Raw genomic sequence first — 25,966 nt, 5'->3', positions numbered from 1 at the left:
AATTTTAAAAAAAGCGGCTATGCCAGCTTTCATCTGCAGGAACTTCCCAGGAATCCTTATATTCCGCAATATTATTAACCAGATTATTGAATACGATCGTATTTCCTGAAACGGCTTTCTCTTTGGCCATCTTCTTGAAATCGATAAGTGATTTATGGGCAAAATGCTGGCCAAGTTTAAAAGTGACGTTCATTTTATCGAGCAAATCCACTTCATACTTTTTTTCAAGCGATTGTATGAACTGCACGGAAGCATCAATCGAGCAACCCGTAGCGCCCTGATTTTCCTGGTTTACAGCAATCACAATAAAGCGATTGTACTTTATTTCATAAGAAGCTTCAAGTCCGTGGCCATGTGCGCTCCAGTTTTCGATAAAGTCTTTAAGTGAGACTTCCATTTCAGCCACTTCTTCATCGGTGAATTTGCGGTTGGACTGGTAAATCCAGATTCGGGATTCATCCGGTAAATTTTCAAAAGGAACGTACATGTTGGGAATTATTAATTATGAATTACAAATCCTGCGCATTGGCAATCAGTTCGGCGATGTCCATGACTTTGACCTCGCTTTCTTTTTCTTTATTCTTTACACCGTCAGTCAACATGGTATTGCAGAAAGGACAACCCGCGGCTATAATCTGCGGAGCGGTTTCCAATGCATCTTCTGTGCGTTCCACGTTCACTTCCTTGTTTCCGGGCTCGGCATCTTTGAACATCTGTGCACCACCGGCACCGCAACATAAGCCGTTGGAACGCGAACGTTTCATTTCGACCAATTCGGCATCAAGTTTTGTGATCAGGTCACGCGGCGCTTCATAAATATTATTGGCCCGCCCGAGATAGCATGGATCATGGAAAGTGATGCGTTTGCCTTTAAACTGTCCGCCTTCAACAGACAATCTGCCTTCATCCAACAATGATTTCAGGAACTGTGTATGGTGGATCACTTCATAATGCCCACCCAATTCCGGATATTCATTTTTCAGTGTATTAAAACAATGCGGACAGGCAGTCACGATTTTCTTTGCTTCGTAAGCGTTCAGCACCTCAATATTCATCATGGCCTGCATCTGGAACAGGAATTCATTCCCTGCCCTTTTCGCCGGATCGCCGGTGCAGCTTTCTTCTGTTCCCAATACGGCAAAAGAAACCCCTGATTTATTTAGCAATTTTACAAATGCCTTCGTAATTTTCTTTGCCCTGTCATCAAAACTTCCGGCACAACCCACCCAGAACAACACTTCAGGCTGTTCACCACGGGCGAGCATTTCTGCCATTGTCGGTACGATTAAACTTTCTGACATAATCTTTTTAAGTTACTGATTTGCTGAGTATCGGAATACCCACTAACCATTTTATATTTTTAAGCGCCCAAAAAAACTCAGACACTAAGGCCTTCTTAATGTTTTCCATCATCGAAAACCTGGATCGTCACTTCCTTTTCAATCAGGTCGGTGAATTTTCCACGATAACGTGTGGCTTTCACCAAATGGTTGTCAATCCAGTGGTAATTTCCGCCACGTGGTTTCCCGAATACGATTCCGTGGTATTTAAAACCATGCTTTTTAAGCCAGATTTCGGTATATTCCCTGTGCGCTTCAGTCCTTGAAGTGAAGAAGAAAATCACATGCCCCTCATCGTACCATTTATTCAGAGTCACTAATGCGTCCGGGTACAGTTCAGCGGTAAGCATCCTTTCCGGCTCTTCATTCGGGATATCATCACAAACCGTTCCATCAATATCAATAAGGTAATTTTTTATTCCTTCCGGTAATATCGGGCTTATTTTATGCCCGTTTTCAGTCGTCTCCTGTAGATTTTGTTCGATTTCTTCTGCTTTCATTTTCGTCTTGTTTCTAATTTAATTTTAAAAAATTTGATTAAAAACACCCTTAACCTCACCTATAAGAGAATTTTTATTTGTTCTTGATATTAATTTTCGTTTTTCCAATTTAGCCTGTCCTGCTGGCTGTATTGCCAAGGTGCTCCGTTATTCTCGACATTAGTCATCATGGCGTTCAATGACATCGGTGCCGCACTTTGCTCCATCACAAGATACCTCCTCATATCCATGATTATGGAAAGCGGGCTGATATTGACCGGGCATTCCTCGACGCACGCATTGCATGATGTACATGCCCAAAGCTCTTCAGGGGTGATGTAGTCGTTCAGTAGCATTTTGCCATCATCAACGAATACGCCTTTATTCGCATCGATATTTTTACCGACTTCCTCCAGCCTGTCCCGCGTATCCATCATGATTTTTCGCGGGGAAAGTTTTTTGCCTGTAATATTGGCCGGACAGGAAGAAGTACACCTTCCGCATTCGGTGCAGGTATACGCATTCAATAGTTGTACCCAATTTAAATCCTGGACATCACTGGCTCCGAATTTTGCCGGAACAACGCTTGCATCAGGAGCAGGTGCAGCAAAAGGATCTGCATTCGGGTCGAGCATCAGCTTTACTTCGTTGGTAACCGATTCCAGGTTGTCGAATTTTCCTTTTGGATTCAAATCTGCATAATAAGTATTCGGGAAAGCCAGTAAAATATGCAGGTGTTTTGAAAAATAAAGATAATTCAGGAAAATCAGGATCCCTGTGATGTGCAACCACCAGGCACCTCTTTCTATGATATAAACGAAATTGTTCGAAACGCCGTCAAAAATGGTTGAAATATATTGGCTTACCGGAAACGAACCTGCTTCATGGAAATCCATAAAACCTCCATTGATATGCTGCAGGTGGTAGTCTGCCGCGTTCATAATCAGGAACAGGCTCATTAATACTACTTCAAAATAAAGGATGTAATTCGCGTCGCTTTTAGGCCAGCCTTTCAAATCGGAATGGATAAAGCGTTTCAGTTTTACAATATTCCTTCTGATTAAAAACACTATCACAGCAACAAGCACCAGCAGAGCCAGCACTTCAAATGACCCGATCAGGATATTGTAGAATACGCCCAGGAAAGAAAATATGCGATGCGTCCCCAGAAGTCCGTCAATGATGATTTCAAGTACTTCTATATTGATAATTACAAATCCGGCGTAGACAATAATATGAAGGAAACCGGCTACCGGTCGGCGCACCATTTTGGATTGACCGAGTGCAATCATCGCCATGTTTTTCCAACGCAGCTGCGGATTATCAGACCGGTCAATGTCGCGTCCGAGCTTGATGTTACGGATTAGTTTCTTAACGTTTAGTGTAAAATAACCGGCTCCAAGTCCCAGTATAACAGCAAATAATATATTGTCAAGATATTGCATAGGCGTTATTGTTTAGCAGCAGCGGGGTCCTCTGTAGGTGCTTTATACGGTTTGTTCTTTTTTCCAAAAAGCGAAACATTGATATAACGCGTCGGGTTCAGCCTCAGGTCCTGTAACAACAGTTCGAGTTCCTTGGAAGTTTTTGTGAAATTATTGTAGAGTGTTTCATCCTTCAGCAATTTACCCATTGAGCCCTTACCGGAATTCAGGTCGCCCATAATCTTGTCGACAGAAGCCATCGCCGTTTCCATCTTGCGGATGGTTTTACCGATATCTGCTTTGGCAATGGTGTCGGAAATTTTTGAAAAATTCGAAGAAGTCTTTTCGAAGTTTGTTATTGTATTTTCTAATTTCTGCTTGTTTTCCGAAAGCATGTCATTCACTTTTGCGGAAGCGCCTTTAAACTCTGCCAGGGTTTCATTCAGGTTGGCAATACTGCTTTTAAGGTTTGCCTTGGTTTTTTCATCCAGGACCTGATTGAGGTTCTGCATCAGCTTATCTGTACTGTCGAGGAGCTTCTCAACTTTTTCCTTTATCGGTTTGATTTGGTCTGCCAATTGATCGGTAAGGCCTGCTTTATTACCTGCGCGAAGGAAATCACCGTCATCGATAAGTGCATTGTCCTGCAGGTTCGGGAGTATTGCTATTTGCTTGCCACCCAGGAAAGGGCTTGGAGAATACAATTCTGCAACGCTGGATTTTGCAATCGGGAAATCGGATTTAAGCTGGAGCTCCACCGTAAGTTTTCCGGTTTTCTTGTCGATATCGAAAGCATTTACTTTCCCGACAACAAAGCCGTTTATGGTTACAGGAGCAGAAAGTGTTAACCCTTCGATATTATCGTACTGCACATAAACCAGTTTATAGTCAGTAAATAAATCCCTTCCTTTTAAAAAATAATATCCCCAAATGAACAATAATATTGAGGCAATAACTAATATGGCGGTTTTAATCTCTCTTGAAATTCTCAAAGTTTATTTTTTTTAACAAAAATAGCACAAATAATTGGAATCACCTTTTATTTAAAGCATCCTGGATTGTAATTTTTTTGCCATCCCGGAAAGCAACCAGATATGCCGATTCAAAACCTTTCGCTTTGGCTTCTGCCAGGTTTTCTTTTGCTGTATCATAACTTGAGGTCTCTCCGTACATATATTTATACAGTGTCCCGTTGTCAGTTGTAACCGAAATATTCTTAAGCCCTTTGAAATTTGAAGGTGTGAGGTCCAGTTTTTTGCCACTCGCTGAAATCTGTACCTTAAATACCACTTCTCCGTTTGAAGCCGGTTTATTTTCCTCTTTTTCCACGGGAGCAACCACAGTAGTATTCTGTACAGGTTTATCCTCCTGTCTGGGTGTCTTTTCTGAATCCGGGATGCGTTGCGAAGGCTTGATCTCATTTTCGTTTTCGCCACTTCCGAAATAATCTTTCTTGTAGCTCACAATGGCGTTGGCAATAGACTGCGCAATTTCCATCTGCCCTTCTTCCGAGTCGAGCTCTGCGCCTTCTTTCGGATTTGAAATAAATCCCATCTCAATCAAAACCCTTGGCATATACGCTTTGTGAAGTACCATATATGGGGCCTGTTTTACGCCACGGTTTTTCTTTTTGAGGTCATCGGTAAAACGGTGCTGGACCTTACTGGCCAAAGCGATGCTGTTGTCCTGGTTTTCTTCCACCATTAGCGTGGTTCCGAAAATCGATTCAGGGGAATTCGGGTCAAAGCCTTTATACGTTTCCTTATAATCCTTCTCCATCACAATTACCTCGTTTTCCCTTTTTGCGACAGCAAGCGCTGAAGCGTTTTTGGACATACCCATCACGTGGGTTTCGGTTCCGTAAGCCTCTTTATTGGCGTTGGCGTTGCAATGTATGGATACGAAAACATTGGCATCCGCACGGTTTGCTATATTGGCCCTTTCCACCAATTCAATGAAAACATCGCTTTTCCGGGTGTAGTTGACTTCGATCGAAGACATGCCTTCGAGGATTTTGCCCACTTTCAGCACCACGGCCAATGCGATATTTTTTTCTACATGCCCGTTATAAACGGCACCGAAATCCTTTCCCCCGTGTCCCGCGTCGAGCGTCACCTTAAATTTGGCCGCTTTCTGTGCAGAAACGCCAAAGGCCGTAAAACACATTATGATCAGTAAAAAAGGTTTAATTTTATGGGAAAAATTCATATTTTGGTTAAAAGTTAATTTTAGTGAAACGTTAGCTTATAATTTTTAAAACTGACTATTTTTGCAAAAAATTACTGTAAGTTTGACACCGGAAAAAGTAAGCCTGATTTTTACAAAAATAGTATTTAAACATTTGCGGACAAACTTATTTCATATCGTTTTATCAGCAACTTTCTTAACATTGGCAACTGCTAAAACGTATGCCCAGGCGCAACCGAAGGCTAAAACGGAGACCCCTGTGCTGCAACCTCCTGACACTCTAAATCCTAACGCACCACAGGCCGTAAAATTGCCGGTGAAAGCCCAGGATTCCGTAAAGAAACCGTTCCTTTCCAATATCGTGAAGCGCAAAGCGAAGGATTATGAGCGGATGAACATGAAAACTAAAATCGGTACTTTATATAATGAAGCCGAATTGTTTTATGAAGACATTGAGCTTAAAGCCGGGATCATTCAGTTCAATTACGAAAAGAACGAAATTTATGCCGGGCGCATCAAGGATTCCACCGGCGCTTTGGTGCAACGGCCTGTCTTCAAGCAGGGCAGCAATGTGATTGAGCCCGACTCCATCCGGATCAATACCGATACCAAGAAAGCGCTGATCTGGAATTCGCGCTCAAAGCAGATGGATTTCAACATCAAGTCGCAGATTGCAAAAAAAGAAAACGATTCGGTTTATTTCTTGTATAAAACCAAGTTTACTACGGCTGAAGATATCGACAATCCTGAATATTTTATCCTTACCCAGCGCGCTAAGTTCGTGCCCAAGAAAAAAATCGTCGTCGGATTGTCAAACCTCTGGATTGCTGATGTGCCCACCCCTATTGCGTTGCCATTTGCCTTTTTCCCGATGTCTGAAAAAGCGCAGTCCGGCGTGATTATCCCCACATTTACCGAAACCAGCCAGCAGGGATATTCCTTACAAAATGGCGGTTATTATTTTGCTTTAAGCGACAATTATGACCTGACTTTTCTTGGAGATTATTATACCAATGCCAGTTATGCGATGCGTTTCGAATCATCCTATGCCAAGCGCTACCAATACAGCGGAAATGTGAACCTGAGGTTTGAAAGGATCATCATTGGGGAGCGAGGATTGCCCAATTACGGCAACAGGCGGGAATACAATATCCAGTGGAGCCACAGGCAGGATTCTAAATCCAACCCGAATTCCAAATTTGCCGCATCGGTGAATTTGGGTTCGAGTACTTATTTTACGAATTCGCTTAACCAAAGCAATATCGGTGCCAGGCTTAACAATACGCTGAGTTCGACGGTCTCTTATTCAAAGACTTTCAATACTCTGCCATTGGTCAATATTGCGCTTGCCGCTACACATACGCAGAATACGGGCTCGAAACAAATCAGCATGACTTTGCCAACGTTTACCGGAAGTGTGGACAGGATTTTCCCTTTTGCTCCAAAAGACGGGGTAAAAAAGGGCGTCATTAAAAACATCAACCTGCAATATAGCGTGATTGCTGAAAATCGTTTTAATACCGTAGACTCGTTATTCTTCAAGCCGGAAATGTTTAAGAATGCGATGAACGGTATGAAGCACAGCATCCCTATCAGTACCAATTTTAAGATTGCAAAATATTTCAGCGTACCGATATCGGTAAACTATAATGAAGTCTGGTACCTGAAAACCATCAACAAATATTTCGATAAAGAAACGAACCGAATCGAAACGAAGGACGAAAACGGTTTTGATGCCTACCGTACCTACAACTTCTCAACCGGTATCGGAACTACGGTTTACGGAACATTTGAATTTGGTGAAAAATCAAAAATCCGGGCCATCAGGCATGTTGTAAAACCTACAATCAGTTATTCGTATACGCCGAGTTTTCAGCGTTATTATGATTATTATGATACTGACCCGTCAGGCACCATCCGTAAGCAGTATACCCGATTTGAAAAAGGGATCTATGGCGCACCAGGATTGAATTATTCCAATCTCTTAAACTTTTCCCTGAACAATACCCTCGAGGCAAAAGTAGTTGACCGCGACACCACCAAAACAGAACTTAAGAAAATCGTGTTGCTGAACAGCCTGAATTTCCAGACGTCGTATGACATTTCAGCCGATTCCCTGAAATGGTCGCCATTGCGTGTATCAGGAGGGACGAATCTGTTTAAGGAAAAAATGAATGTCAATTTCGGAGCCACGCTGAATCCTTATGCAATTGATAATGCTGGTAAGGTCATCAATAAATTCAATATTGACAATGGGGGAAGTATATTCCGGCTCACGAATGCCTTTATGAGCATAGGCTACAGGATTGACAGCAAAGGTGGCGAAAAGACCACAGGAAATACAAATGATCAGGGCGAACGGAATGGAGGCCGTGACGATGATTTATTTGGGCGAAGTACCGATTTAAGCGACAGGCGACAGAGTCAGTTTGATGAAGATGAAACACAGGATAAGGATGCTCCCGCAGCATTTTATCATACGGAGCTTCCGTGGGACCTGAATTTTGCATACTCCATTACCTATAACAATACATCAAAGCAGAATGACATTGTCGGGAATTCATTGATGGTTTCAGGAAATATCGATTTGGCACCGAAATGGAAAGTCGGAATTTCCACAGGGTATGATTTTGTACAAAAAGGCATTACATACACCCAATTGCGTTTTGAAAGGGATTTGTTGAGCTGGCGGATGGATTTCAGCTGGATTCCTATCGGGGATTACACTTCCTGGGGATTCTTCATCGGCGTGAAATCCGGATTGCTAAGCGATCTGAAATGGGAGAAAAGAAAGGCACCGGATAGGATCATCAGGTAGATTTTAGGATTTTAAGACTGTAAGATTATAAGATTATAAGATATGGGCATAAGTCTTTTAATCCTAAAGCGCAGCGGTCTTAAAGCGTAGCGGTCATAAAGCGCAACGGTCAAAATTATCAATTCAAAAATATCAATATACCATGAAAAACATCATCATTACAGACCAGGCCCCTGCTCCTATAGGGCCATACAATCAGGCGGTTGCCATTGGGAATCTGCTTTTTACTTCAGGGCAGATCGCACTGAATCCGGTAACGATGGAACTCGTTCTGGATAATATCGAAACCGAGACAAAACAAGTCATGGAAAACCTCAAAGCGGTGCTTGCAGCAAACGATATGACTTTTGAAAATGTGGTAAAAACTACCATTTTTATCATGGATATGGCTGATTTTGCCAATATCAATAAAGTGTACGGCAGTTATTTAAATGAAGATACCGCTCCGGCACGCGAAACAGTTCAGGTAGCCGGATTACCGAAAGGGGTGAACGTGGAGATCTCGATGATTGCGTCGAGATGATAAGAATAGATTTAAGGCTTTTTGGCTTTGTAAATAAAAACCCGATGTTTTCGCATCGGGTTTTTATTATTTGTTGAGTGCATGGTATTGTATCAGGCCATCAATCGGGCGGCGCAGCACATTCCCAATCTTAAGTCCGTGCTTGTTTAAAACCTGCTCCAGTTCATCCTTAAGGTAAAATGCAATTGACCCAATAAAGTGGATTGGATATTTGCGCGCTTCTTCATATTGAAGGATATAGTTCTCGACGAATTTTTCCATTTCCTCAAAAATGAATTTCTGGCAGAATTCAGTATCCTTATGCTTAATCAGGAACTTTGCAAACGTGGCCAGGTAAGCATTCGGATTGGGTTCTTTATACAAATGATGTTTTACGGTGTCCGGTTCCACGTCATATTCTGTACTGAATTCGGCGGCAAGGTCATCCGGCATTTTGTTGAAATAATAGCCGCGCAACAGATGACGTCCGAAACGGTTCCCGGAGCAATCGTCCATCGCGATATAACCCAAAGACTGTACTTTCTGGTGCAGGACGACACCATCAAAATAACTGCAGTTTGATCCTGTCCCGAGGATGCAAACTACCGCTTTTTCGTTTTTTGGAGTGGTCGCATAGACCGCTGCGTAAGTATCTTCATGGACCGAAACCACGGCATTTGGGAAATACTCACGAAATACTTCGGCGAGGAAATTCTTCATACGGTCCGTACCACAGCCTGCGCCGTAAAAATACAGGTGCGAGACATTGCTGCGGTTATGCGAAATGTCGAATTTGTCCTCAAGCCTGGTGATGACTTCCTCCTTTGACAATACTTCGGGGTTGAGTCCGAGGGTTTGTGTGGTGAACAGCACTTTTCCTGACTCGTCAATCGAAATCCAGTCGGCTTTTGTGGATCCACTGTCTACTAATAATTTCATATGCAGGTTGGCATTAGTTTGTTTTGTTTTTGAAGGAACGGAGTTGGTTAGTCCTCTGCCCTAGCCCCGATAGAACCGATATCCTTGCCGGAGCTTGCGTAGGCAAGATAAAGGCGAAAGCGGGAATAGCTCCTAAAAAAATAACTCCCGCCAAAAATGAATTAACGGGAGTCGTAAATATATCCATTATTTTAAGCCTGCAACGTGTACAGACAGGTCAATCAGTTTACTTGAATAGCCGTACTCGTTGTCATACCAGGACACGATTTTGAAAAACGTTGAATTCAATCCGATTCCGGCTTTGGCATCGATGATGGACGTGCGTGTATCAGAGACAAAATCCTGAGATACGACGTCATCTTCAGTATAACCGATGATGCCTTTGTAATCGGTTTCAGAGGCGTTTTTCAAAACGGACATGATTTGTTCGTAAGTCGTTTCTTTTTCGAGTTTTACAGTCAAATCGACAACAGAAACATCGATAGTAGGCACGCGGAATGACATTCCTGTCAGTTTTCCGTTTAATGACGGAATCACTTTTCCTACCGCTTTTGCAGCACCTGTTGATGACGGGATGATGTTCACGCTTGCTGCGCGCCCGCCTCTCCAGTCTTTTTTAGAAGGTCCGTCGGCCACCATTTGGGTAGACGTAGTAGCATGAACAGTTGTCATCAAACCTTCAACAATCCCGAAATTGTCATGGATCACTTTTGCCAAAGGGGCAAGGCAATTGGTGGTACAGGATGCGTTGGACACTACGGTATCGGTCGCTTTGGCTTCAGTGTGGTTGACACCCATAACAAACATCGGGGCATCCGCTGATGGTGCGGAAATAACCACTTTTTTAGCGCCTCCCCGAATGTGTGCCTGAGCCGTTTCGATGGTGGTGAATATTCCGGTGGATTCAGCAACAACATCTACTCCTACTTCGTCCCATTTCAAAACGGACGGGTCTTTTTCGGCAGTCACACGGATGTGCCTGTCGTTAACATATAATTTTCCATCATTCACTTCCACTTTCCCGTTGAAACGACCGTGGACAGAATCGTATTTCAATAAATAAGCCAGGTGATCCACATCGAGCAAATCATTGATGGCGACAACTTCTACATTATCACGGTTAAAAGTTTCCCTGAAAACAATCCTTCCGATGCGACCAAAACCGTTAATTCCTAATTTTACTTTTGACATTTTTTTTAAATTTAGTTAATGGTTTAAAAGCTTCAGGTCCTGGGTCGCTCACTTAACTTTGAACCTTGCGCTTCAAACTTTTTTATGTTGACATGATATCGGAAACGCGAAGCAGTTCCCTATCAATCTCACTTTTCCCTTTAATGGCTTGTTCCAAAGGTGTTAACGCAATCTTATCCTGCAATACGCCTACCATAAAATTGGATTTTCCTTCCAATATCGATTCTACGGCTTTTACACCAAGACGGCTTGCCAGTACGCGGTCATAACATGTTGGTGCACCACCGCGCTGCATATGTCCTAAAACCGAAACACGCACGTCATATTCAGGCAGGTTTTCTTCGACATAATCCTTTAATTCGAATACATTTTTTCCGATTTTATCCCCCTCGGCAATGACGACAATACTTGAAGATTTTCCGGAAGCCTTACTTTTCTTAAGCGATTCCAGTAAACGGTCCAAGCCTAGATCTTCTTCGGGAATCAGGATTTCTTCCGCCCCCGCGCCAATGCCGGCGTTTAAAGCAATATGTCCGGCATCTCGTCCCATGACTTCTACGAAGAAAAGCCTGTTATGTGAACTCGCCGTATCACGGATTTTATCGATTACTTCCACAACGGTATTTAAAGCGGTGTCGTAACCCAAGGTATGGCTGGTGCCAAAAATATCATTGTCAATCGTACCCGGAATTCCCATTACAGGGAAACCGTATTCTTCGTTGAAAACTTCCGCACCGGTAAAACTGCCGTCACCACCGATAATGACCAAAGCATTCACGCCGGCAGCCACAAGGTTATCATACGCTTTTTTACGGCCTTCAGGGGTCATGAATTCTTTGGAACGGGCAGATTTAAGGATTGTTCCGCCTTTATTTACAATATTATTTACACTGCGGGGGCCCATTTCTTTGAAGTCACCCTCGATCATTCCCTGGTAACCGCGGTAAATCCCGACACATTCGATATGATGATAAGCGCATGTCCTGACAACAGAACGTATGGCTGCATTCATTCCTGGAGCGTCGCCTCCCGATGTTAGCACACCTATCTTTTTTATCTCTTTTGACATTTTTTACATTATTATAATGCTAATGTAGCAAAGTTACGGAACTTCAAAACCCGTGTTTTTATTAATTTAATAAAAGTACGGATTTCAAACGTTTTCGTTAATAAGTTTTTATTTTTCGGATGTAAATGAGAAAATAATTCGCCAAAAAAAGAGAATTTTGGCAAAAGCGTAAAAATCAGGCCTTAATCTTCTTTTGGCGGAACGCCTTCTGTATTGGCTTTTGGAGCGGGCTCATCGTGCTTCTTTTTATCATTGATGTGGATGTACGAAGGAAGCACTTCAGAATCAGGTATTTCCTCTGAATTTTTTTTCGGGGTTTCGATTTTCTTCGCCTTGAATATCTTGTTGACCAATTGCTGGAATGTATCAAAATCAACTTCATAAGTGATACCGACACCCTGAGTATAACCGATTCCTTCTCCTATATAATTAATGTCATTTTCACGGTTGAAAAATCTCAGGTTTGCCGTCCCGTCTTCATTAATCCGGTATTGTACTTCAACATTGCCTATGATTGTGGATTCATTGACACCGCCCACCGGAACGCCCACCTGTCCGTTTACGGAAACCCTGTCGTTTACTTTGGTAGAGACTTTAAAACCTACCTGTCCTGTAGTTTCCATAGTCGGGGTCCTGTCCGGGGAAACCACAAGCAGGTCCACATTGACCTTATCATCAGCGTTCTGGAAAATATTATCGAAAATACCCACCCCGGTTTCCAGTAAATTATTCGTAAAAGCACTTTGTGTCACGCCTTCGTTACTGAGGAAACCGCCGGTTGCCAATAACGTCAGCGCCTGTGTCTGGCGGATATCCTTATCATCAAGCTTGGTTTGTATCTCAGATTTTAAAACCGCGTTGATGGTCGGGAAATTAATATCGAAATTGATTTCAGGATTGCTTAAGATACCCGTAACCAATATACCAACATTCACCGGCACTTTACGGTTCACCGAAGCATTATCAAGCAATATCGCCGGATTTGCATCGGTTTTATATACCGCTTCAAGGTTCAGCCTGGCGCGCAGCGGATCGCCATCCCAGGTGATGTAGCTGTTTTTCTTAACTGCCAACGTCTTATTGATCAGTCCGCGGTAACGGAAATTATAGGACCCTTCCCAAACCGCATAATCCCCGGTCATCTGGAATTTTCCGCGTGTATCGATTTCCAGCAGCAGGTTCCCCACCCCTCTCGCATTCATGCCATGCCCTGATTCACGGTCAAGGATGACTTCAATATCGGCATTTTGATTTACATCAAGATTGAATTTCATCGAAAGGCCTTTATAGCTGCTGTCCTGGTTAGTGGTCAGGATCCCGTTACGGATATTTTCCTTTTCCTTTGGGCTGTAAAAATGCATGTAGTTCCTTGAACTCGTAGCTTCCGTATCATTTATAGGAATCTTGATTGTTGTTCCGGGAGCAGATTTTGCATCCACACCAATAAAAAGATCTCCTGTAGGGCCGGAAATTGTAGCTCTACCATCAATAAATGCCGTACCATAATAAGCCGCATCTTCAGAATCTTTTGTATCCAACGCCAAGAACCGGTCGCTGCTGATGGACAAATCAAGGTTCCAGTTTGAGAAATTTTTGTGCTTAATGGTGCCATTCACAACGCCTTCGGTTTTATACTTGGTATCAATAAGGGTGGCATTCTGGAAAATGAACTGGTTTTCCGAAAGATCTACAATCGAATTGTCCCTGAAAGCATAATCGGTATTCAGATACGGAATTTTTAACCCGGCATCCTCCAGGAACAAACGCCCGTTGATGTCCGGCTTCTTAAATGTGCCGGAAATATTTGAAGTCCCTGATATAAAGCCACGAATATTAGAAATGACATTCCCTCCCAGCGGACTCAGCGCCGCTATGTTGAACCGGTTAAAACGCATGTCGACATTCATCAGCGTTTCCTTATTCGCGATTTCAAAAGTCCCTTCGGCCATAAATGACTCCACATTGTCATTTTCCAAAACCGAATTCACCGTAAATTTCCTGAAAGAGTCATCACCCTCAATATTCAGACGCATATTCCCGAGCGCGATATCATTGACATTCAGGCCATCTATACGAAGTGATGACGTGGGTTGGAATACCTTCTTATCCTGCCTGAAACTGACTTTGCCATCCAGGCTCCCCCTGACCCTGAGGCTGTCGACCGTGGGCAGCACTTTAGACAGGTCTACCTTTTCGAAATTCAGGCTCAAATCTTTATAAGTGGAGTCCCTCAGTTTGCCCACAAGCTCCATTTTCTGGTTTTCATGCGACATCGTGATGGTGTCAATCGAGAAATTCTGCAGTTTTTTGTCAAAAACTATTTTGTTCCTGTCGTCGTCTTTTTCGTTAAGGAACCAAAGGTAATCCTTGAACTTCAACTCGGATTTCTTGATTCCGACGACGTTATTCTTATTTTTATCTATCGTATGGTAAAAGTTGAGATTGAAGTAATCGTTGTTTTTCGTACCGCCTTTAAATTCTGAACGCACGAACATGGTATCTTTCATCGTCACGTTGATGGCACTGAAATCGGAAACTTTATAATATTTCGTCTTGATGCTGTCCATTTCTATGAAGGCGTTGAAGAGCGGGTTTTTATTGTCGATGTTCAGGCTGACTTTCTTAAACTCGTTGTCAAATGCCTTGATGTCGGGCGAGCTGAAATTCATCTTGAAATCGCTTTCATCCGAGTTGATGCTGCCCCGTACGAAAGTATTAGAACCCACTTCAATACCCGGGTAAAAAATCTCGACGATTTTATTGTAAATACTAAGGTTGAACTTTAAAAACTGGCCTTTCGCTACTTTATTGGGTTTGTAATTGGTGTAAAGGCTACCTGCGGAATTCTGCAGGATTTTACCCAATTCTGCAAATCGGAACTTTCCGGTCACTTTGCCATCCACAACGTCCGGAGAATTGATGGAAATCGTCCTGACGCCTTGGTTGTCAAACGAGGATTCAATTGTAAAATCGTCAAAAATATAATTGTCTTTCCTGTTTTGGTAAGCCGCCTGAGCGATGTTGATTTTCCCACGCATATTATCAACCGTAGTGCCTGAGATATCCATGCGGATGTCACCCTTGAAAATCGAGATCGTATCTTTTATAAAATTCAGTTTGTGCAGATCCGCATAATCGATTTCAGTATGGAAATCATAACGTTTATCCTTCCCGCTCAAATCCAGCATTCCATCAAAATCCATAAAAAGGTTTGGATCATTGACAATCGCGCGGCCTTTATAGAATGGGCTTTGCAGGTTCCCGTCCAATTCAATATTGGTATAAATGTAGCGGTTGTAGTACAGCCTGGAGACCTTTCCGCTGATTTTCGTCATCAGGTTTTTGGTGGTAAAGCCACTGCCGTCGGCATCGATATCGAAGCTGATGATGCCCAGGTCACTTCTTTCAATAAACTTTCCGATGTTGAACGTATCAGCAATAATGTGGCCTTTATAAACCGCATTGTCGATATTATCGATATTTGACATTTCAAGCTCGGCCTTGATATTTCCTATTCCGGTAGACAGGTAAAAATCGGTCACGAGGGTTTCGGGAGTCAGTTCAACATTGCCATTCAGATTAAATCTTCCAAGCTTTTTAAGCGATGATGGCAATTTTTTGCCCAAAACATCCGGCATAATAGCCGCTAGATCATCGTAAGTAGAATTCAGTTTGCTGAAACCGGCACGCATGTAAAAAGCATCCCCTTTTTTACCGAAAAGATTTTTGAAAACCACATTTCCGTTAATGCGGGAATTGCGGTTATCGACCAAACGCAGGTTATGGAAAAACAGGTTATTCAACGTTCCCGAAACATCTGATTTTATATCAAAAATCTTGTCACCACTGATGCCCTTATAAAAATACCTGATGTCATTGCTCGACACGGTGGCTTCCATTTTTTTGGCAGTGATCCAAACCTGGTTATTAAAATCGGCCATGCCTCCCTGTCTGTATTTCAGGCTTACATCGCCTTTGAAATGAGAAAATCTCGTTTCGAGGTCAAGGTTGTCCAGGCTGATGTGCGTTTTATCATAAAGGAATTTTGAGGTTAGGTTTTTCACACGTACACCGCGGTAATCCTTAAAAGCCATCTTGTTTATTTTGGCGGAAACTTCAGGTCCATAAATCTTGAAATTACTGATGGAAGCGTCAAGTTTGCTGAAATCGGCATCCTTCGGGTTTTCGCGATTTTCATCAAAAACTAAAAAGCGGCTGTCTGTGAAATATACGTTTTGGGCTTTGAGCAGGAATTTTCTCCCGGACGATTTTTTACCGTCATCAAAAAGCGACACGAATTTATTGATGTTCGATTGTGTTTCACCTTTATAAGTCTTCAATTTAAATACCATCTTATCGAGCCTGATATCCCCGAAAAACAAATCACCGTTGTAGGCTTCGCTGAAACTTAAAATATTGGTTTTAATCCGATTGGCGTAAATCAGCGTATCGTTGTGATGGTCGCGGATCATGACTTTTTTAAGCTTTACGCCGCCAAATACGGAAACGGCAACCTGCTCAATCCTGATGTTGGTCTTGTAATCCTTATTAAGCATGTCGGTCACATAATGCCCGATTGCGGTTTGCACCACCGGAAGCGATAACACGATGGCAATAGTCAGGAAAAGCAATACAATACCGAGCAATGTCCTTAAGAATTGCCTTTTGAATACAAAAAAAGCTTCCCTTAAAATTTCCCTTACAACGGCAGCTTTCGATTTCAGCGGGTACAATCCGGGAGATGACCTGTTGCAATAAATAAAATATCCAAACAGGCCTGCAAAACCGATGAACCATGAAAACGCAAAAGCGAAAGCCAGATTTCTTGTGCTCAATGGAATGACTGCCCATAAAAGCAGGATATGAACCGCCAGCATCAAAAACATCAGCAAAAAGGCAAACCTGGCTTTGGCTGTAGCCTGTAGCACATGGTTCCCTGAGATGAAGCAGGCCAGGAATGGCAGTGAAAAAAGCATCGGAAAGAAAAAACCATTATCCGATTGCCCGTGTACCGCCAAAAGTCCGGCGATAATCACACTTAATACTGCCAACAAAACTGCAATGGCCTGGCTGCCATAAACGGCCTGAATTTTCACATCATCATTTGCTTCCCTTGCCCTGGTAAGCACTCGCCATGCGCCAGTACTCACCGAAACTGCCAGCGTAGCGGTAAGCAATGCCATCATACCGATAAATGCCATAGGAGCCACAGCAGCAACGCCCCCTGATGGCCATGCAAAAGCAACAGTAATGCCCAGGTTTATCAATGTCAGTAAAATACCGATGGAAGAAAAGGCAGGCTTTATTACCGAATCGCGTTCGGGAGCAACAGGTAGTTTTCTTTTGAAGTTTAGCGCCATGACATCGTTTTTAGTATGTTTCCGGCTTGATGCGTAACATCAGTTTTAAATGATGGTAATGCCAATAAAAGTAACATTCCCGAAAGGAATGTCAATAGTGATTCTTTCTCTTTTCTGAAACCTGAATGTCTAATTTTCCTAAATTTTATTTTAAAAAAGCAGCAACGGCCTTTTGCAAAAAATAGTTACTTTTGGCTTGGTCAAATATAACTCAAAAATCCTCTGTTTATGCAACCTGAAGCAGTTTTTATACTGTCCATTGAAAGTTCCTGCGATGATACCGCCGCAGCTGTAATGCATAACGACAAAGTGCTGTCGAATGTTGTGGCGAACCAGTTGATCCACCAGCAATATGGGGGCGTGGTTCCTGAGCTCGCTTCAAGGGCGCACCAACAGAATATCGTTCCCGTAATTGATGCTGCGCTGCAAAAGGCCGGTGTGGCGAAGGAGCAGTTGAACGCCATCGCCTTTACGCAGGGCCCGGGATTGATGGGATCGCTGCTTGTGGGGACCTCTTTTGCCAAATCATTGTCGCTCGCGCTGGACATTCCTTTGATTGCCGTGAACCATATGCATGCCCACATCCTGGCGCATTTTATCGATGAGGAAGGATTTGACAAGCCTGAATTTCCATTTCTGGCTCTGACGATTTCGGGCGGACATACCCAGATTGTTAAGGTGAACGGTTTTTTTGAAATGGAGATTATCGGGGAAACGACTGATGACGCTGTAGGTGAAGCTTTTGATAAAACCGCTAAAATACTGGGACTGCCCTATCCCGGAGGGCCTTTGGTCGATAAATATGCACAAAGCGGGAACCCGAAAGCGTTTGAATTTACGAAACCAAAAGTTCCCGGACTGGATTTCAGTTTTTCGGGGTTGAAAACTCAGATTTTGTATTTCATCCAGAAAAATGTAGCGCAAAATCCGGATTTCATTGCTGAAAATATCAACGATATCTGTGCATCGATCCAGCATACGATCATCAAAATCCTGATGGATAAGCTGAAATCAGCCGTGGCTGAAACGGGAATTACGCAAGTCGCTATTGGCGGCGGGGTTTCAGCGAATTCAGGGATCAGGAGCACTTTGAAGGAAGCAGAGGCAAAGTATGGCTGGAAAACTTTCATCCCGAAATTTGAATATACGACGGACAATGCTGCCATGATCGGCATCGTAGGCTATCAGAAATACCTTCACCGGAAATTCAATGATAAATCAGTGGTTTCCAAAGCACGAATCGAATTTTAACCATGCAGCTTTTTTATAATCCTGACATCAGCGAATCTTCAGAATCTTTCTTTTTTGACAGGGAAGAAAGCAAACATATCGTAAAAGTATTGCGTAAAAACACAGGCGATATTTTATTTGTAACCAATGGTTTAGGTTTTTTGTTTAAAACGGAAATTTCTTTGGCTTCCGAAAACAAATGCCTTGTGAAAATTGTTTCTTACGAAAAGCAGCCAAAGCAGAAACCGGAACTGCACCTTGCCGTAGCGCCCACTAAAATGAACGAGCGCTACGAATGGTTTCTGGAGAAAGCTACAGAGATTGGCGTGTCTGAAATTACGCCGATCATCTGCGACCATTCTGAACGCAAGATCCTGAAAACAGAGCGTATGGAAAAAATATTGCTGTCGGCGATGAAACAGTCAAACCAGTATTTTTTGCCGAAATTAAACGAGCCCATTGCGTTTAAGGAATTTGTATCAAAAAAACACAACGCTCATAAATTTATAGCGCATTGTGAGCAAACAGCAAAGAAAACCCTGAAAAGCCAACTCATTTCCAATCAGGATTGTTTAATTATGATCGGACCTGAAGGCGATTTTTCAGAAAAAGAAATTACATTAGCGCTTGAAGAAAATTTCCTTCCCGTAACCCTAGGTGAAACAAGATTACGCACTGAAACTGCCGCCATTGTTGCCTGCCACAGCGTTGTTTTTTTTAATGAAAAATAAATCCATGAAGAAAATATTTTATATCCTGTTGTTTTTGCCCTTTTTCGGGAATGCGCAGGAAATTGCCCTGATTAAGTACAATGGCGGCGGCGACTGGTATGCCAATCCGACTTCGTTACCAAACCTGATTAAATTCTGCAACCAGAACATCCGCACTAAAATCAAGCCCAAACCCGGAACCGTAGAACTTTCCAGCCCGGATTTGTTTTCGTACCCATTTGTGCACGCCACAGGTCACGGGAATGTGGTATTCAGTGATGCGGAGGTGATCAACCTCAGGAAATATATGCTTTCCGGTGGTTTTGTGCATTTTGATGACAATTATGGCATGGATCAATACATCCGAAAAGAAATCAGGAAAGTATTCCCTGATCAGGAATTGGTCGAAATTCCGGCTTCGCATGAGATTTTCCAGAAGCCTTTTCCTTTTCCTGCCGGACTGCCGAAAATCCACGAGCATGATGGAAAACGGCCGCAGGCTTTTGGGATTTTTATAGAAAACAGATTGGTTTTCCTATATACATTCGAATGTGACCTCGGTGACGGCTGGGAAGATCCTGAGGTCCACAACGACCCGAAGGAAGTCCGTGAAAAAGCACTCAGGATGGGTGCCAACATCCTTAATTACATATTCAATAATTAATATGATCACGTCAAAAACAATCTCCAACGGCATTCTAAAGGCGATCGGGACGCTGGCGTTGATTGTTGCGGCCATTTACCTGATCTGGCAAATCCAGACCCTGATTTATTACCTGGTTGCGGCCTTGATCCTGACGCTTATTGGCAATCCGATCCAGCTTTTTTTCAGGAAAAAACTGAAATTCTCGATGACGATGGCTACTGTCGCGACCTTATTCATTTTCATTTTAATCATCGTGGGACTCATCATGATGTTCGTGCCGCTGGTGCTTTCCCAAAGTGAAAACCTTTCGGTATTGAATACTTCCGAAATTGAAACGAACGTCAGCGAACTATTGGCCAAGATCAATAACTTCCTGATTTCGCATGGCGTAGATAAAGGAAATACGATTGACGTTTCAAAAATCACGTCAAAACTGGATTTTAATTTTATCCCTGTATTCCTGAATTCGGTGTTGGGAGCGCTGAGCAGTTTCGGGATGGGCCTCGCTTCTACCCTTTTCATCACCTTTTTCTTCCTGAAAGACAAAATCATGTTCATCATCGGCATAAAAAAAATCCTGCCGGACAACCATGAAGAAAAAATCCTGAATTCCCTAAGCAAGATCAACGACTTGTTAAGCCGTTATTTTATCGGTTTATTGCTTCAATTGTTCATCGTATTCCTACTCTACTGGATTGTATTGCTGATTTTCGGGATACAAAACGGATTTGTGATTGCGTTCTTTTGCGCGGTATTGAACATCATTCCGTACATCGGGCCGCTGATCGGGTCGGTTTTGGCGGCTGTACTGACGATGATCAGCAATCTCGGAATGGATTTTCAGTCGGAGATCCTGCCGAAAACCATTTATGTAATGATCGGTTTTGCGGTCGTACAATTCATAGACAATAACTTTTCACAACCGATCATCTTTTCAAAAAGCACCAATTCCCATCCGTTGGAAATATTCCTGGTGATTTTAATAGGTGGATTTTTATTTGGTGTATTGGGCATGATCATCGCCGTCCCGGTTTACACCATGCTCAAGGTCATCGGAAAGGAGTTTTTTCCTGAAAATAAAATCATCAGGATACTGGCCAAAAATATTTAGTCTTGGAAAATCCCATCTTAAAACCGGAAATCCAGGAATTCATTAATTCCCAAATCGGAAAGGATGTCAAGGCTTTGGCACTTAAAAGAAATCCGTTTCCTGATGGGGAATGGATTGAGATATTAAACCAGATTTCGGCGAAAACAAAGGCACAAACCAAACTCCCCACCTGGTTTAATACCGCCAATATCATTTATCCGTCAAAGATTTCCGTCGAACAGACCTCTTCAGAGAAAACTGCGGAATACAAATCGCGACTCGTTTCAGGAGAAAATCTTATTGATCTCACAGGCGGATTCGGTGTCGATGATTTTTACTTTTCGAAAAAAATCAAAAAGGTTTTCCATTGCGAAATTGATGGGGGGTTATCAAAAATCGTTTCACATAATTTCGCCGCGATGCAAGCCGGAAATATTACCTCCATACACGGTGACAGTACGCAGGTTGTAACTGATTCGACAATACAATACGATTGGATTTACATCGATCCCTCAAGGCGCAATGAAGTGAAGGGCAAAGTTTTCATGCTGAAGGACTGCAGCCCGAATGTACCCGGATTACTGGATTTGTACTTTTCAAAATCAGGCAACATCCTGATAAAAACCGCACCTTTACTGGATATCACGGCCGGAATTTCAGAATTGAGGAACATCCGCAGGATCCATATCGTAGCCATGGACAATGAAGTCCGCGAATTGCTTTGGGAGTTGTCGGCTGATTATAAGGGTCAAATAGAAATCTGCACCGTAAATCTGACCAGAAACGGGGAACAGCATTTTGATTTTATTCCTGATAACAATTGGAATGCAGCTATCGGGTTTCCACAAAAATACCTTTACGAACCCAACAGTGCCATCATGAAATCTGGCGGATTTGAAGCGGTTGCCGAAAGATTCGACTTAATGAAATTGCACAAGCATTCCCACTTATATACGTCTGATGACATGAAGCCATTTCCTGGGCGCATTTTTGAAATCATTGAAAATATCGCTTATGAAAAAGGCGCTATGAATGATAAAATCAAAGGCCGGCATTGCAATATTTCGGTGCGTAATTTTCCTGAAACGCCCGAAATCATCCGTAAAAAATGGAAAATAAAAGACGGTGGCGATACCTATTGTTTTTTTACAACCGATGCAGATAACCGCAAAATAGTTTTAATTTGCGCCAAAATTACCCCACAATGAAATATTTCTTCTTCCTCCTCCTTTTTGGCTTAAGCTTGAACCTTGCGGCACAGGAGTGTGATTATGCCGAAAAATTTACGGACAGCCTCGGCACATACAAATCAACTAAGGATTACGTGATCAGTGAAAAGAATTTTGCAGGAAAATCGAGCTACATATTTTTCAAGTTGATTAACAGCAGCGGTACGCCGATTTTGAATTTTCAATCCATCCAGAAAAGCGCCGACTTTATCAAGGCAACATGTTTCGACGGTAATTCAAAGCTTTACCTCCAACTTGAAAATGGAAAAATCATCACCTTAATCCATGATACCGATGAAAGCTGCGGTACGATGGTGCGCATTGAAGAAGAAAATAAGTATTCCCGTTACCTTGCAGGCAATTTCCTGTTTCTTACGGGAAGCATCGAAGATCTAAAAAGTTCGCCGATATCGCTGTTAAGGGTAAAATCTGTAACGGAAATAACCGATTTTATCGTGAAAAAGGAGTTTGTTTCAGAATTGACAGGCAAAACATACCAGCCTTCAGTTTATTTTATGAATTATCTTAAATGCATTGAAGACTAACTAAGGGCAATCCCATTTAAAATCGGATAATGGGTCTTTATTAGAACCTTTGAGATTGTAATGCCACCATTCGGAATCGAAAGATTTAAACCCACATTTCAGCATGATTTTTTTAAGCCTTTTGCGGTTTTTAAGTACGGATGCTGAAAATCCTTCATAATCATGCGCAGCTTCCCTGCCGAAAAAATCAAATGGTGTGCCCATATCCAGTTCTACGCCATCGGCATCAACCAGGGTAATATCGATTGCACCACCGCGATTGTGGATGGAACCTTTCGCCGGATCTGCAACATACTCCGGATTGCTGACAATTTTCCACATCTTTTTCTGTACTGACAAAGGCCTGTAGCAATCAAACAATTTGATTTTATAACCCATCTTCAGGAATTTAATATTTGCCTTAACCAATGCCTTGACGGTTTTCAGGCGCAAATAGCATTCGGCACAATCATAAACCTGCGCTTTCAGGAAATTATCCTCAGTGGCATATTTCATATCAAAAACAAAGTCGCTGCTGTAATCCTTAATATTTACAAACGTCGAGTCAGCTGGTGTTTCCTGCGCAGAAACCCAAAAAGAAATCAGGCAAAACAGTAGCAATCTTATATTTTTCACAGGCATAAAATAGCAGTCGTAAATGTAATGAAAGCAACTATAAAAAGAAATAAAGTTGCGACTTGCAGTTTTGATTTTTAATCGTATATTTGCACGCCTTTAAACAGGGTCGCATAGCTCAGCTGGATAGAGCACCTGCCTTCTAAGCAGGCGGTCGAAGGTTCGAATCCTTCTGCGATCACACTCAAAACCATCGTTTTACGGTGGTTTTTGTGTTTTTACTGCCCCCTGCGACTGAAAACTGCTCACTGAATTAGGGCGTTGCGCTTCCTGCGTCGCGCCGGGCTTTCCGTTACAATCTTTTACTCCTGCGTCGTAAAAGGATTTCCACTACAATCCCTAACGCGGTCCTGCGTAAAATTTATGGAGAAAGTCTTTTTGAAAATTTGATCTTCGTTGATTGACATTCAGCGTTTGGATTTTGAATAGGTAATTAACATTATTAAAAGGAATCAGGATTACCGACTTGATCCTGATGGAGGGTGATCATCAAAAGTTGAAAAGCGATAGCTTTCACTTTCTTATTCAAATATTTGGTTGGAAATTGGGAACGCAGGATTACTTCGTGATCCTGAAGTGGGATTGTTGCTCTTCAAAAGTTGAAAAGCGATAGCTTTTCAATTTTTTGTTTTACATCCGTTCGCTTCGAAGCAAAGCTTCGGCTCACTGCCGTAAAACAAAAAAGCTGAACTTTTACAAGTTCAGCTTTTGACGGTCGGGGTGGCAGGATTCGAACCTGCGGCCTCCTGCTCCCAAAGCAGGCGCGATAACCGGGCTACGCTACACCCCGAAAAAAACAAGCGGAGAGACAGGGACTCGAACCCTGGCGACGTTTGCACGTCGACAGATTAGCAATCTGCTCCGTTACCACTCCGGCACCTCTCCTGTTTTTTATAAGAACGCGCTTTTAATCAAAGCGGTTGCAAATCTAAGTGTTCATTATCTATTTTACAAGTAAAAAATGAGTTTTTTTTATAAGTTTTCCCTAATCATTTTAAAGGTATTAACAATCAATCCTATAGCTTTTTTTATGATGACATAATTTATTTATGAATTGACTTGTTACACGGATTGATTCCATTATGTTCATAAGACAAACCTACTAGTTTACAATCTGCTTGGGCCATTGATCCCAGCTGAAAAATATTATGGAAATAATGTACAGTTGGCGACGGATCACCTTCCGGTGGGTATTTATTTGGTAAAAGCCATAGGGAATAATGGGAATGCTTCCCTAAAAATAAAAAAAGAATGGTTTTTCCTTGCGATTGTATCGTGCAATACAACATTCCTAAAACAACCGGTTTTTATTTATGATAATTTATTAAATTCGCAATTCAAATAAACAAATACCACATCATGAATAAAAAAGTTGTAATCGTGTCTGCTGCAAGAACCCCAATCGGAAGCTTTATGGGTGCTTTGTCTACTGTTTCCGCTTCCCATTTAGGTGCTGCTGCCATTAAAGGTGCTTTGGATAAAATCAGTCTTGACCCTAATTTGGTTGATGAAGTGATTATGGGTAACGTTGTCCAGGCTGGTGTAGGACAGGCTCCTGCACGCCAGGCAGCTTTGTATGCTGGTTTGCCACAAAGCGTGATTGCCACTACCGTAAATAAAGTATGTGCTTCAGGGATGAAAGCGGTGATGCAGGGCACACAGGCCATTATGGCAGGTGATGCTGAAATTGTGGTTGCCGGAGGTATGGAAAATATGAGCCTTATTCCACATTATATGCACTTGAGGAATGGCAATAAATTTGGCCCTGCGACCATGATCGATGGCATGCAGAAGGATGGTCTTACCGATGCTTATGATAATAACGCCATGGGGGTTTGCGCTGATATGTGTGCCACCGAATATGGATTTTCAAGAGAAGACCAGGATGCTTTTGCAATCCAGTCTTATGAGCGCTCGGCAAAAGCATGGGATGCCGGAAAATTCGACAATGAAGTGGTTCCTGTAGCGGTTCCCCAGCGTCGTGGAGAGCCCGTTATGGTTACAAAGGATGAAGAATATACCAATGTGAAACTTGATAAAATTCCTTCATTGAACCCGGCGTTTACAAAAGATGGCACCGTAACGGCTGCCAATGCCTCTACGATCAACGATGGCGCGGGTGCTGTAATTTTGATGAGCGAAGAAAAAGCGGCCGCTTTAGGACTAAAACCATTGGCATATATCAAAAGCTATGCAGATGCGGCACAGGAACCGAAATGGTTTACTACAGCTCCTGCAAAAGCGTTGCCTAAAGCATTGGAAAAAGCAGGAATTTCCATTTCAGATGTGGATTTCTTTGAATTCAATGAGGCCTTTTCGGTGGTTGGATTGGCAAATGCCAAAATCCTTGGCCTGGACAATGATAAATTGAATGTAAATGGTGGTGCGGTTTCTTTAGGGCATCCGCTGGGCGCATCGGGAGTGCGCATTATCATCACACTAATTAATGTTTTGGAGCAAAATAACGCAAAAATCGGAGCTGCAGCCATTTGTAATGGTGGCGGTGGCGCTTCAGCTATCGTTATTGAAAGAATGTAATCGCTTAGATATACCAAATTCGTCCCGATCACTTCGGGGCGTTTTTTTTAGCCC

The 25,966-nt window shown here is 42.5% G+C and carries 20 protein-coding genes, 3 tRNA genes and 1 pseudogene; 11 read left to right on the top strand and 13 right to left on the bottom strand.

Annotation, left to right across the window (positions count from 1 at the left end):
* Positions 1 to 4: 4 nt before the first annotated feature.
* The 6 genes from HYN49_RS11240 to HYN49_RS11215 form a co-directional block, all read right to left on the bottom strand.
* Positions 5 to 487, bottom strand: a complete 483-nt coding sequence (locus HYN49_RS11240) for an ABC transporter ATPase (RefSeq protein ID WP_108904206.1) — start codon at positions 485 to 487, stop codon at positions 5 to 7.
* 22 nt (positions 488 to 509) lie between these two features.
* Complete coding sequence (locus tag HYN49_RS11235; protein ID WP_108904205.1) at positions 510 to 1,301, bottom strand: (Fe-S)-binding protein; 792 nt, start codon at positions 1,299 to 1,301, stop codon at positions 510 to 512.
* A gap of 95 nt (positions 1,302 to 1,396) precedes the next feature.
* Positions 1,397 to 1,840, bottom strand: a complete 444-nt coding sequence (locus HYN49_RS11230; protein WP_108904204.1) for an LNS2 domain-containing protein — start codon at positions 1,838 to 1,840, stop codon at positions 1,397 to 1,399.
* Between the two features lie 89 nt (positions 1,841 to 1,929).
* Positions 1,930 to 3,264 (bottom strand): (Fe-S)-binding protein, encoded by a 1,335-nt coding sequence (locus tag HYN49_RS11225; protein ID WP_108904203.1) that lies wholly within the window; start codon positions 3,262 to 3,264, stop codon positions 1,930 to 1,932.
* A gap of 5 nt (positions 3,265 to 3,269) precedes the next feature.
* The gene (locus tag HYN49_RS11220; RefSeq protein WP_108904202.1) at positions 3,270 to 4,235 is read right to left on the bottom strand and encodes an MlaD family protein; all 966 of its coding nucleotides are present in this window, start codon (positions 4,233 to 4,235) and stop codon (positions 3,270 to 3,272) included.
* Positions 4,236 to 4,275: 40 nt separating this feature from the next.
* Positions 4,276 to 5,451, bottom strand: coding sequence for an N-acetylmuramoyl-L-alanine amidase family protein (locus tag HYN49_RS11215; protein ID WP_108904201.1), 1,176 nt, complete (start codon positions 5,449 to 5,451; stop codon positions 4,276 to 4,278).
* A gap of 133 nt (positions 5,452 to 5,584) precedes the next feature.
* On the opposite strand from HYN49_RS11215, the gene HYN49_RS11210 reads away from it, so the two are divergent.
* Positions 5,585 to 8,248 (top strand): putative LPS assembly protein LptD, encoded by a 2,664-nt coding sequence (locus HYN49_RS11210; protein WP_394336396.1) that lies wholly within the window; start codon positions 5,585 to 5,587, stop codon positions 8,246 to 8,248.
* A 142-nt stretch (positions 8,249 to 8,390) separates the two neighbouring features.
* Complete coding sequence (locus tag HYN49_RS11205) at positions 8,391 to 8,771, top strand: Rid family detoxifying hydrolase (RefSeq protein ID WP_108904199.1); 381 nt, start codon at positions 8,391 to 8,393, stop codon at positions 8,769 to 8,771.
* A 66-nt stretch (positions 8,772 to 8,837) separates the two neighbouring features.
* On the opposite strand, the gene HYN49_RS11200 is transcribed toward HYN49_RS11205, so the two are convergent.
* The 4 genes from HYN49_RS11200 to HYN49_RS11185 form a co-directional block, all read right to left on the bottom strand.
* On the bottom strand, positions 8,838 to 9,689 hold the full coding sequence (locus HYN49_RS11200; protein ID WP_108904198.1) for a BadF/BadG/BcrA/BcrD ATPase family protein: 852 nt from the start codon (positions 9,687 to 9,689) through the stop codon (positions 8,838 to 8,840).
* A 186-nt stretch (positions 9,690 to 9,875) separates the two neighbouring features.
* Positions 9,876 to 10,880 carry a type I glyceraldehyde-3-phosphate dehydrogenase gene (gene gap / locus HYN49_RS11195; protein WP_108904197.1) on the bottom strand — a complete coding sequence of 335 codons (1,005 nt, stop codon included), beginning with the start codon at positions 10,878 to 10,880 and terminating at the stop codon, positions 9,876 to 9,878.
* A gap of 82 nt (positions 10,881 to 10,962) precedes the next feature.
* On the bottom strand, positions 10,963 to 11,949 hold the full coding sequence (pfkA, locus tag HYN49_RS11190) for a 6-phosphofructokinase (protein ID WP_108904196.1): 987 nt from the start codon (positions 11,947 to 11,949) through the stop codon (positions 10,963 to 10,965).
* A 182-nt stretch (positions 11,950 to 12,131) separates the two neighbouring features.
* On the bottom strand, positions 12,132 to 17,309 hold the full coding sequence (locus tag HYN49_RS11185; protein ID WP_245892167.1) for a translocation/assembly module TamB domain-containing protein: 5,178 nt from the start codon (positions 17,307 to 17,309) through the stop codon (positions 12,132 to 12,134).
* A 228-nt stretch (positions 17,310 to 17,537) separates the two neighbouring features.
* Here HYN49_RS11185 and tsaD point away from each other — a divergent pair, with 228 nt between their 5' ends.
* From tsaD to HYN49_RS11155, 6 genes are read left to right on the top strand one after another with little or no spacing between them, the layout of a single operon-like run.
* On the top strand, positions 17,538 to 18,560 hold the full coding sequence (gene tsaD / locus HYN49_RS11180; protein ID WP_108904195.1) for a tRNA (adenosine(37)-N6)-threonylcarbamoyltransferase complex transferase subunit TsaD: 1,023 nt from the start codon (positions 17,538 to 17,540) through the stop codon (positions 18,558 to 18,560).
* Between the two features lie 2 nt (positions 18,561 to 18,562).
* The gene (locus HYN49_RS11175) at positions 18,563 to 19,270 is read left to right on the top strand and encodes a 16S rRNA (uracil(1498)-N(3))-methyltransferase (RefSeq protein WP_108904194.1); all 708 of its coding nucleotides are present in this window, start codon (positions 18,563 to 18,565) and stop codon (positions 19,268 to 19,270) included.
* Between the two features lie 4 nt (positions 19,271 to 19,274).
* Positions 19,275 to 19,913 (top strand): DUF4159 domain-containing protein, encoded by a 639-nt coding sequence (locus HYN49_RS11170; RefSeq protein ID WP_108905041.1) that lies wholly within the window; start codon positions 19,275 to 19,277, stop codon positions 19,911 to 19,913.
* A gap of 1 nt (position 19,914) precedes the next feature.
* A complete protein-coding gene (locus HYN49_RS11165) occupies positions 19,915 to 21,006 on the top strand; it encodes an AI-2E family transporter (RefSeq protein ID WP_108904193.1) in 1,092 nt (363 codons plus the stop codon).
* 2 nt (positions 21,007 to 21,008) lie between these two features.
* The gene (locus HYN49_RS11160) at positions 21,009 to 22,193 is read left to right on the top strand and encodes a THUMP-like domain-containing protein (RefSeq protein WP_108904192.1); all 1,185 of its coding nucleotides are present in this window, start codon (positions 21,009 to 21,011) and stop codon (positions 22,191 to 22,193) included.
* Positions 22,190 to 22,759, top strand: a complete 570-nt coding sequence (locus tag HYN49_RS11155) for a hypothetical protein (RefSeq protein ID WP_108904191.1) — start codon at positions 22,190 to 22,192, stop codon at positions 22,757 to 22,759. The genes HYN49_RS11160 and HYN49_RS11155 overlap by 4 nt, the downstream gene beginning before the upstream one ends.
* Here the strand turns inward: HYN49_RS11155 and HYN49_RS11150 are convergent, their stop codons facing one another.
* Complete coding sequence (locus HYN49_RS11150; protein ID WP_394336395.1) at positions 22,760 to 23,374, bottom strand: M15 family metallopeptidase; 615 nt, start codon at positions 23,372 to 23,374, stop codon at positions 22,760 to 22,762.
* Between the two features lie 107 nt (positions 23,375 to 23,481).
* On the opposite strand from HYN49_RS11150, the gene HYN49_RS11145 reads away from it, so the two are divergent.
* Positions 23,482 to 23,555 (top strand) — tRNA-Arg (locus tag HYN49_RS11145).
* Between the two features lie 534 nt (positions 23,556 to 24,089).
* On the opposite strand, the gene HYN49_RS11140 is transcribed toward HYN49_RS11145, so the two are convergent.
* Together HYN49_RS11140 and HYN49_RS11135 are read right to left on the bottom strand one after the other, a co-directional pair.
* Positions 24,090 to 24,164 (bottom strand) — tRNA-Pro (locus HYN49_RS11140).
* Positions 24,165 to 24,175: 11 nt separating this feature from the next.
* Positions 24,176 to 24,259: transfer RNA gene (locus tag HYN49_RS11135), tRNA-Ser, on the bottom strand.
* 217 nt (positions 24,260 to 24,476) lie between these two features.
* On the opposite strand from HYN49_RS11135, the pseudogene HYN49_RS15310 reads away from it, so the two are divergent.
* Positions 24,477 to 24,719 (top strand): annotated as a pseudogene (locus HYN49_RS15310) (T9SS type A sorting domain-containing protein); the annotation flags it as partial.
* Between the two features lie 14 nt (positions 24,720 to 24,733).
* Complete coding sequence (locus HYN49_RS11125; protein WP_108904188.1) at positions 24,734 to 25,912, top strand: acetyl-CoA C-acyltransferase; 1,179 nt, start codon at positions 24,734 to 24,736, stop codon at positions 25,910 to 25,912.
* Positions 25,913 to 25,966: the final 54 nt, after the last annotated feature.

This window comes from Flavobacterium pallidum, from assembly GCF_003097535.1.
Classification (GTDB): Bacteria; Bacteroidota; Bacteroidia; order Flavobacteriales; family Flavobacteriaceae; genus Flavobacterium; species Flavobacterium pallidum.
The sequence above is the reverse complement of the archived record's forward strand: the minus strand, read 5'-3'. Positions and strand labels throughout refer to the sequence as shown.

Excerpts from the sequence above, each read along its gene's own strand:
- HYN49_RS11200 (WP_108904198.1), bottom strand. The coding sequence starts at position 9,689 with ATGAAATTATTAGTAGACAGTGGATCCACAAAAGCCGACTGGATTTCG.
- HYN49_RS11165 (WP_108904193.1), top strand. The coding sequence starts at position 19,915 with ATGATCACGTCAAAAACAATCTCCAACGGCATTCTAAAGGCGATCGGG.
- gap (WP_108904197.1), bottom strand. The coding sequence starts at position 10,880 with ATGTCAAAAGTAAAATTAGGAATTAACGGTTTTGGTCGCATCGGAAGG.
- HYN49_RS11175 (WP_108904194.1), top strand. The coding sequence starts at position 18,563 with ATGCAGCTTTTTTATAATCCTGACATCAGCGAATCTTCAGAATCTTTC.
- HYN49_RS11240 (WP_108904206.1), bottom strand. The coding sequence starts at position 487 with ATGTACGTTCCTTTTGAAAATTTACCGGATGAATCCCGAATCTGGATT.
- HYN49_RS11170 (WP_108905041.1), top strand. The coding sequence starts at position 19,275 with ATGAAGAAAATATTTTATATCCTGTTGTTTTTGCCCTTTTTCGGGAAT.
- HYN49_RS11125 (WP_108904188.1), top strand. The coding sequence starts at position 24,734 with ATGAATAAAAAAGTTGTAATCGTGTCTGCTGCAAGAACCCCAATCGGA.
- HYN49_RS11225 (WP_108904203.1), bottom strand. The coding sequence starts at position 3,264 with ATGCAATATCTTGACAATATATTATTTGCTGTTATACTGGGACTTGGA.
- HYN49_RS11230 (WP_108904204.1), bottom strand. The coding sequence starts at position 1,840 with ATGAAAGCAGAAGAAATCGAACAAAATCTACAGGAGACGACTGAAAAC.
- HYN49_RS11155 (WP_108904191.1), top strand. The coding sequence starts at position 22,190 with ATGAAATATTTCTTCTTCCTCCTCCTTTTTGGCTTAAGCTTGAACCTT.
- HYN49_RS11235 (WP_108904205.1), bottom strand. The coding sequence starts at position 1,301 with ATGTCAGAAAGTTTAATCGTACCGACAATGGCAGAAATGCTCGCCCGT.
- pfkA (WP_108904196.1), bottom strand. The coding sequence starts at position 11,949 with ATGTCAAAAGAGATAAAAAAGATAGGTGTGCTAACATCGGGAGGCGAC.
- HYN49_RS11185 (WP_245892167.1), bottom strand. The coding sequence starts at position 17,309 with ATGGCGCTAAACTTCAAAAGAAAACTACCTGTTGCTCCCGAACGCGAT.
- HYN49_RS11215 (WP_108904201.1), bottom strand. The coding sequence starts at position 5,451 with ATGAATTTTTCCCATAAAATTAAACCTTTTTTACTGATCATAATGTGT.
- tsaD (WP_108904195.1), top strand. The coding sequence starts at position 17,538 with ATGCAACCTGAAGCAGTTTTTATACTGTCCATTGAAAGTTCCTGCGAT.
- HYN49_RS11205 (WP_108904199.1), top strand. The coding sequence starts at position 8,391 with ATGAAAAACATCATCATTACAGACCAGGCCCCTGCTCCTATAGGGCCA.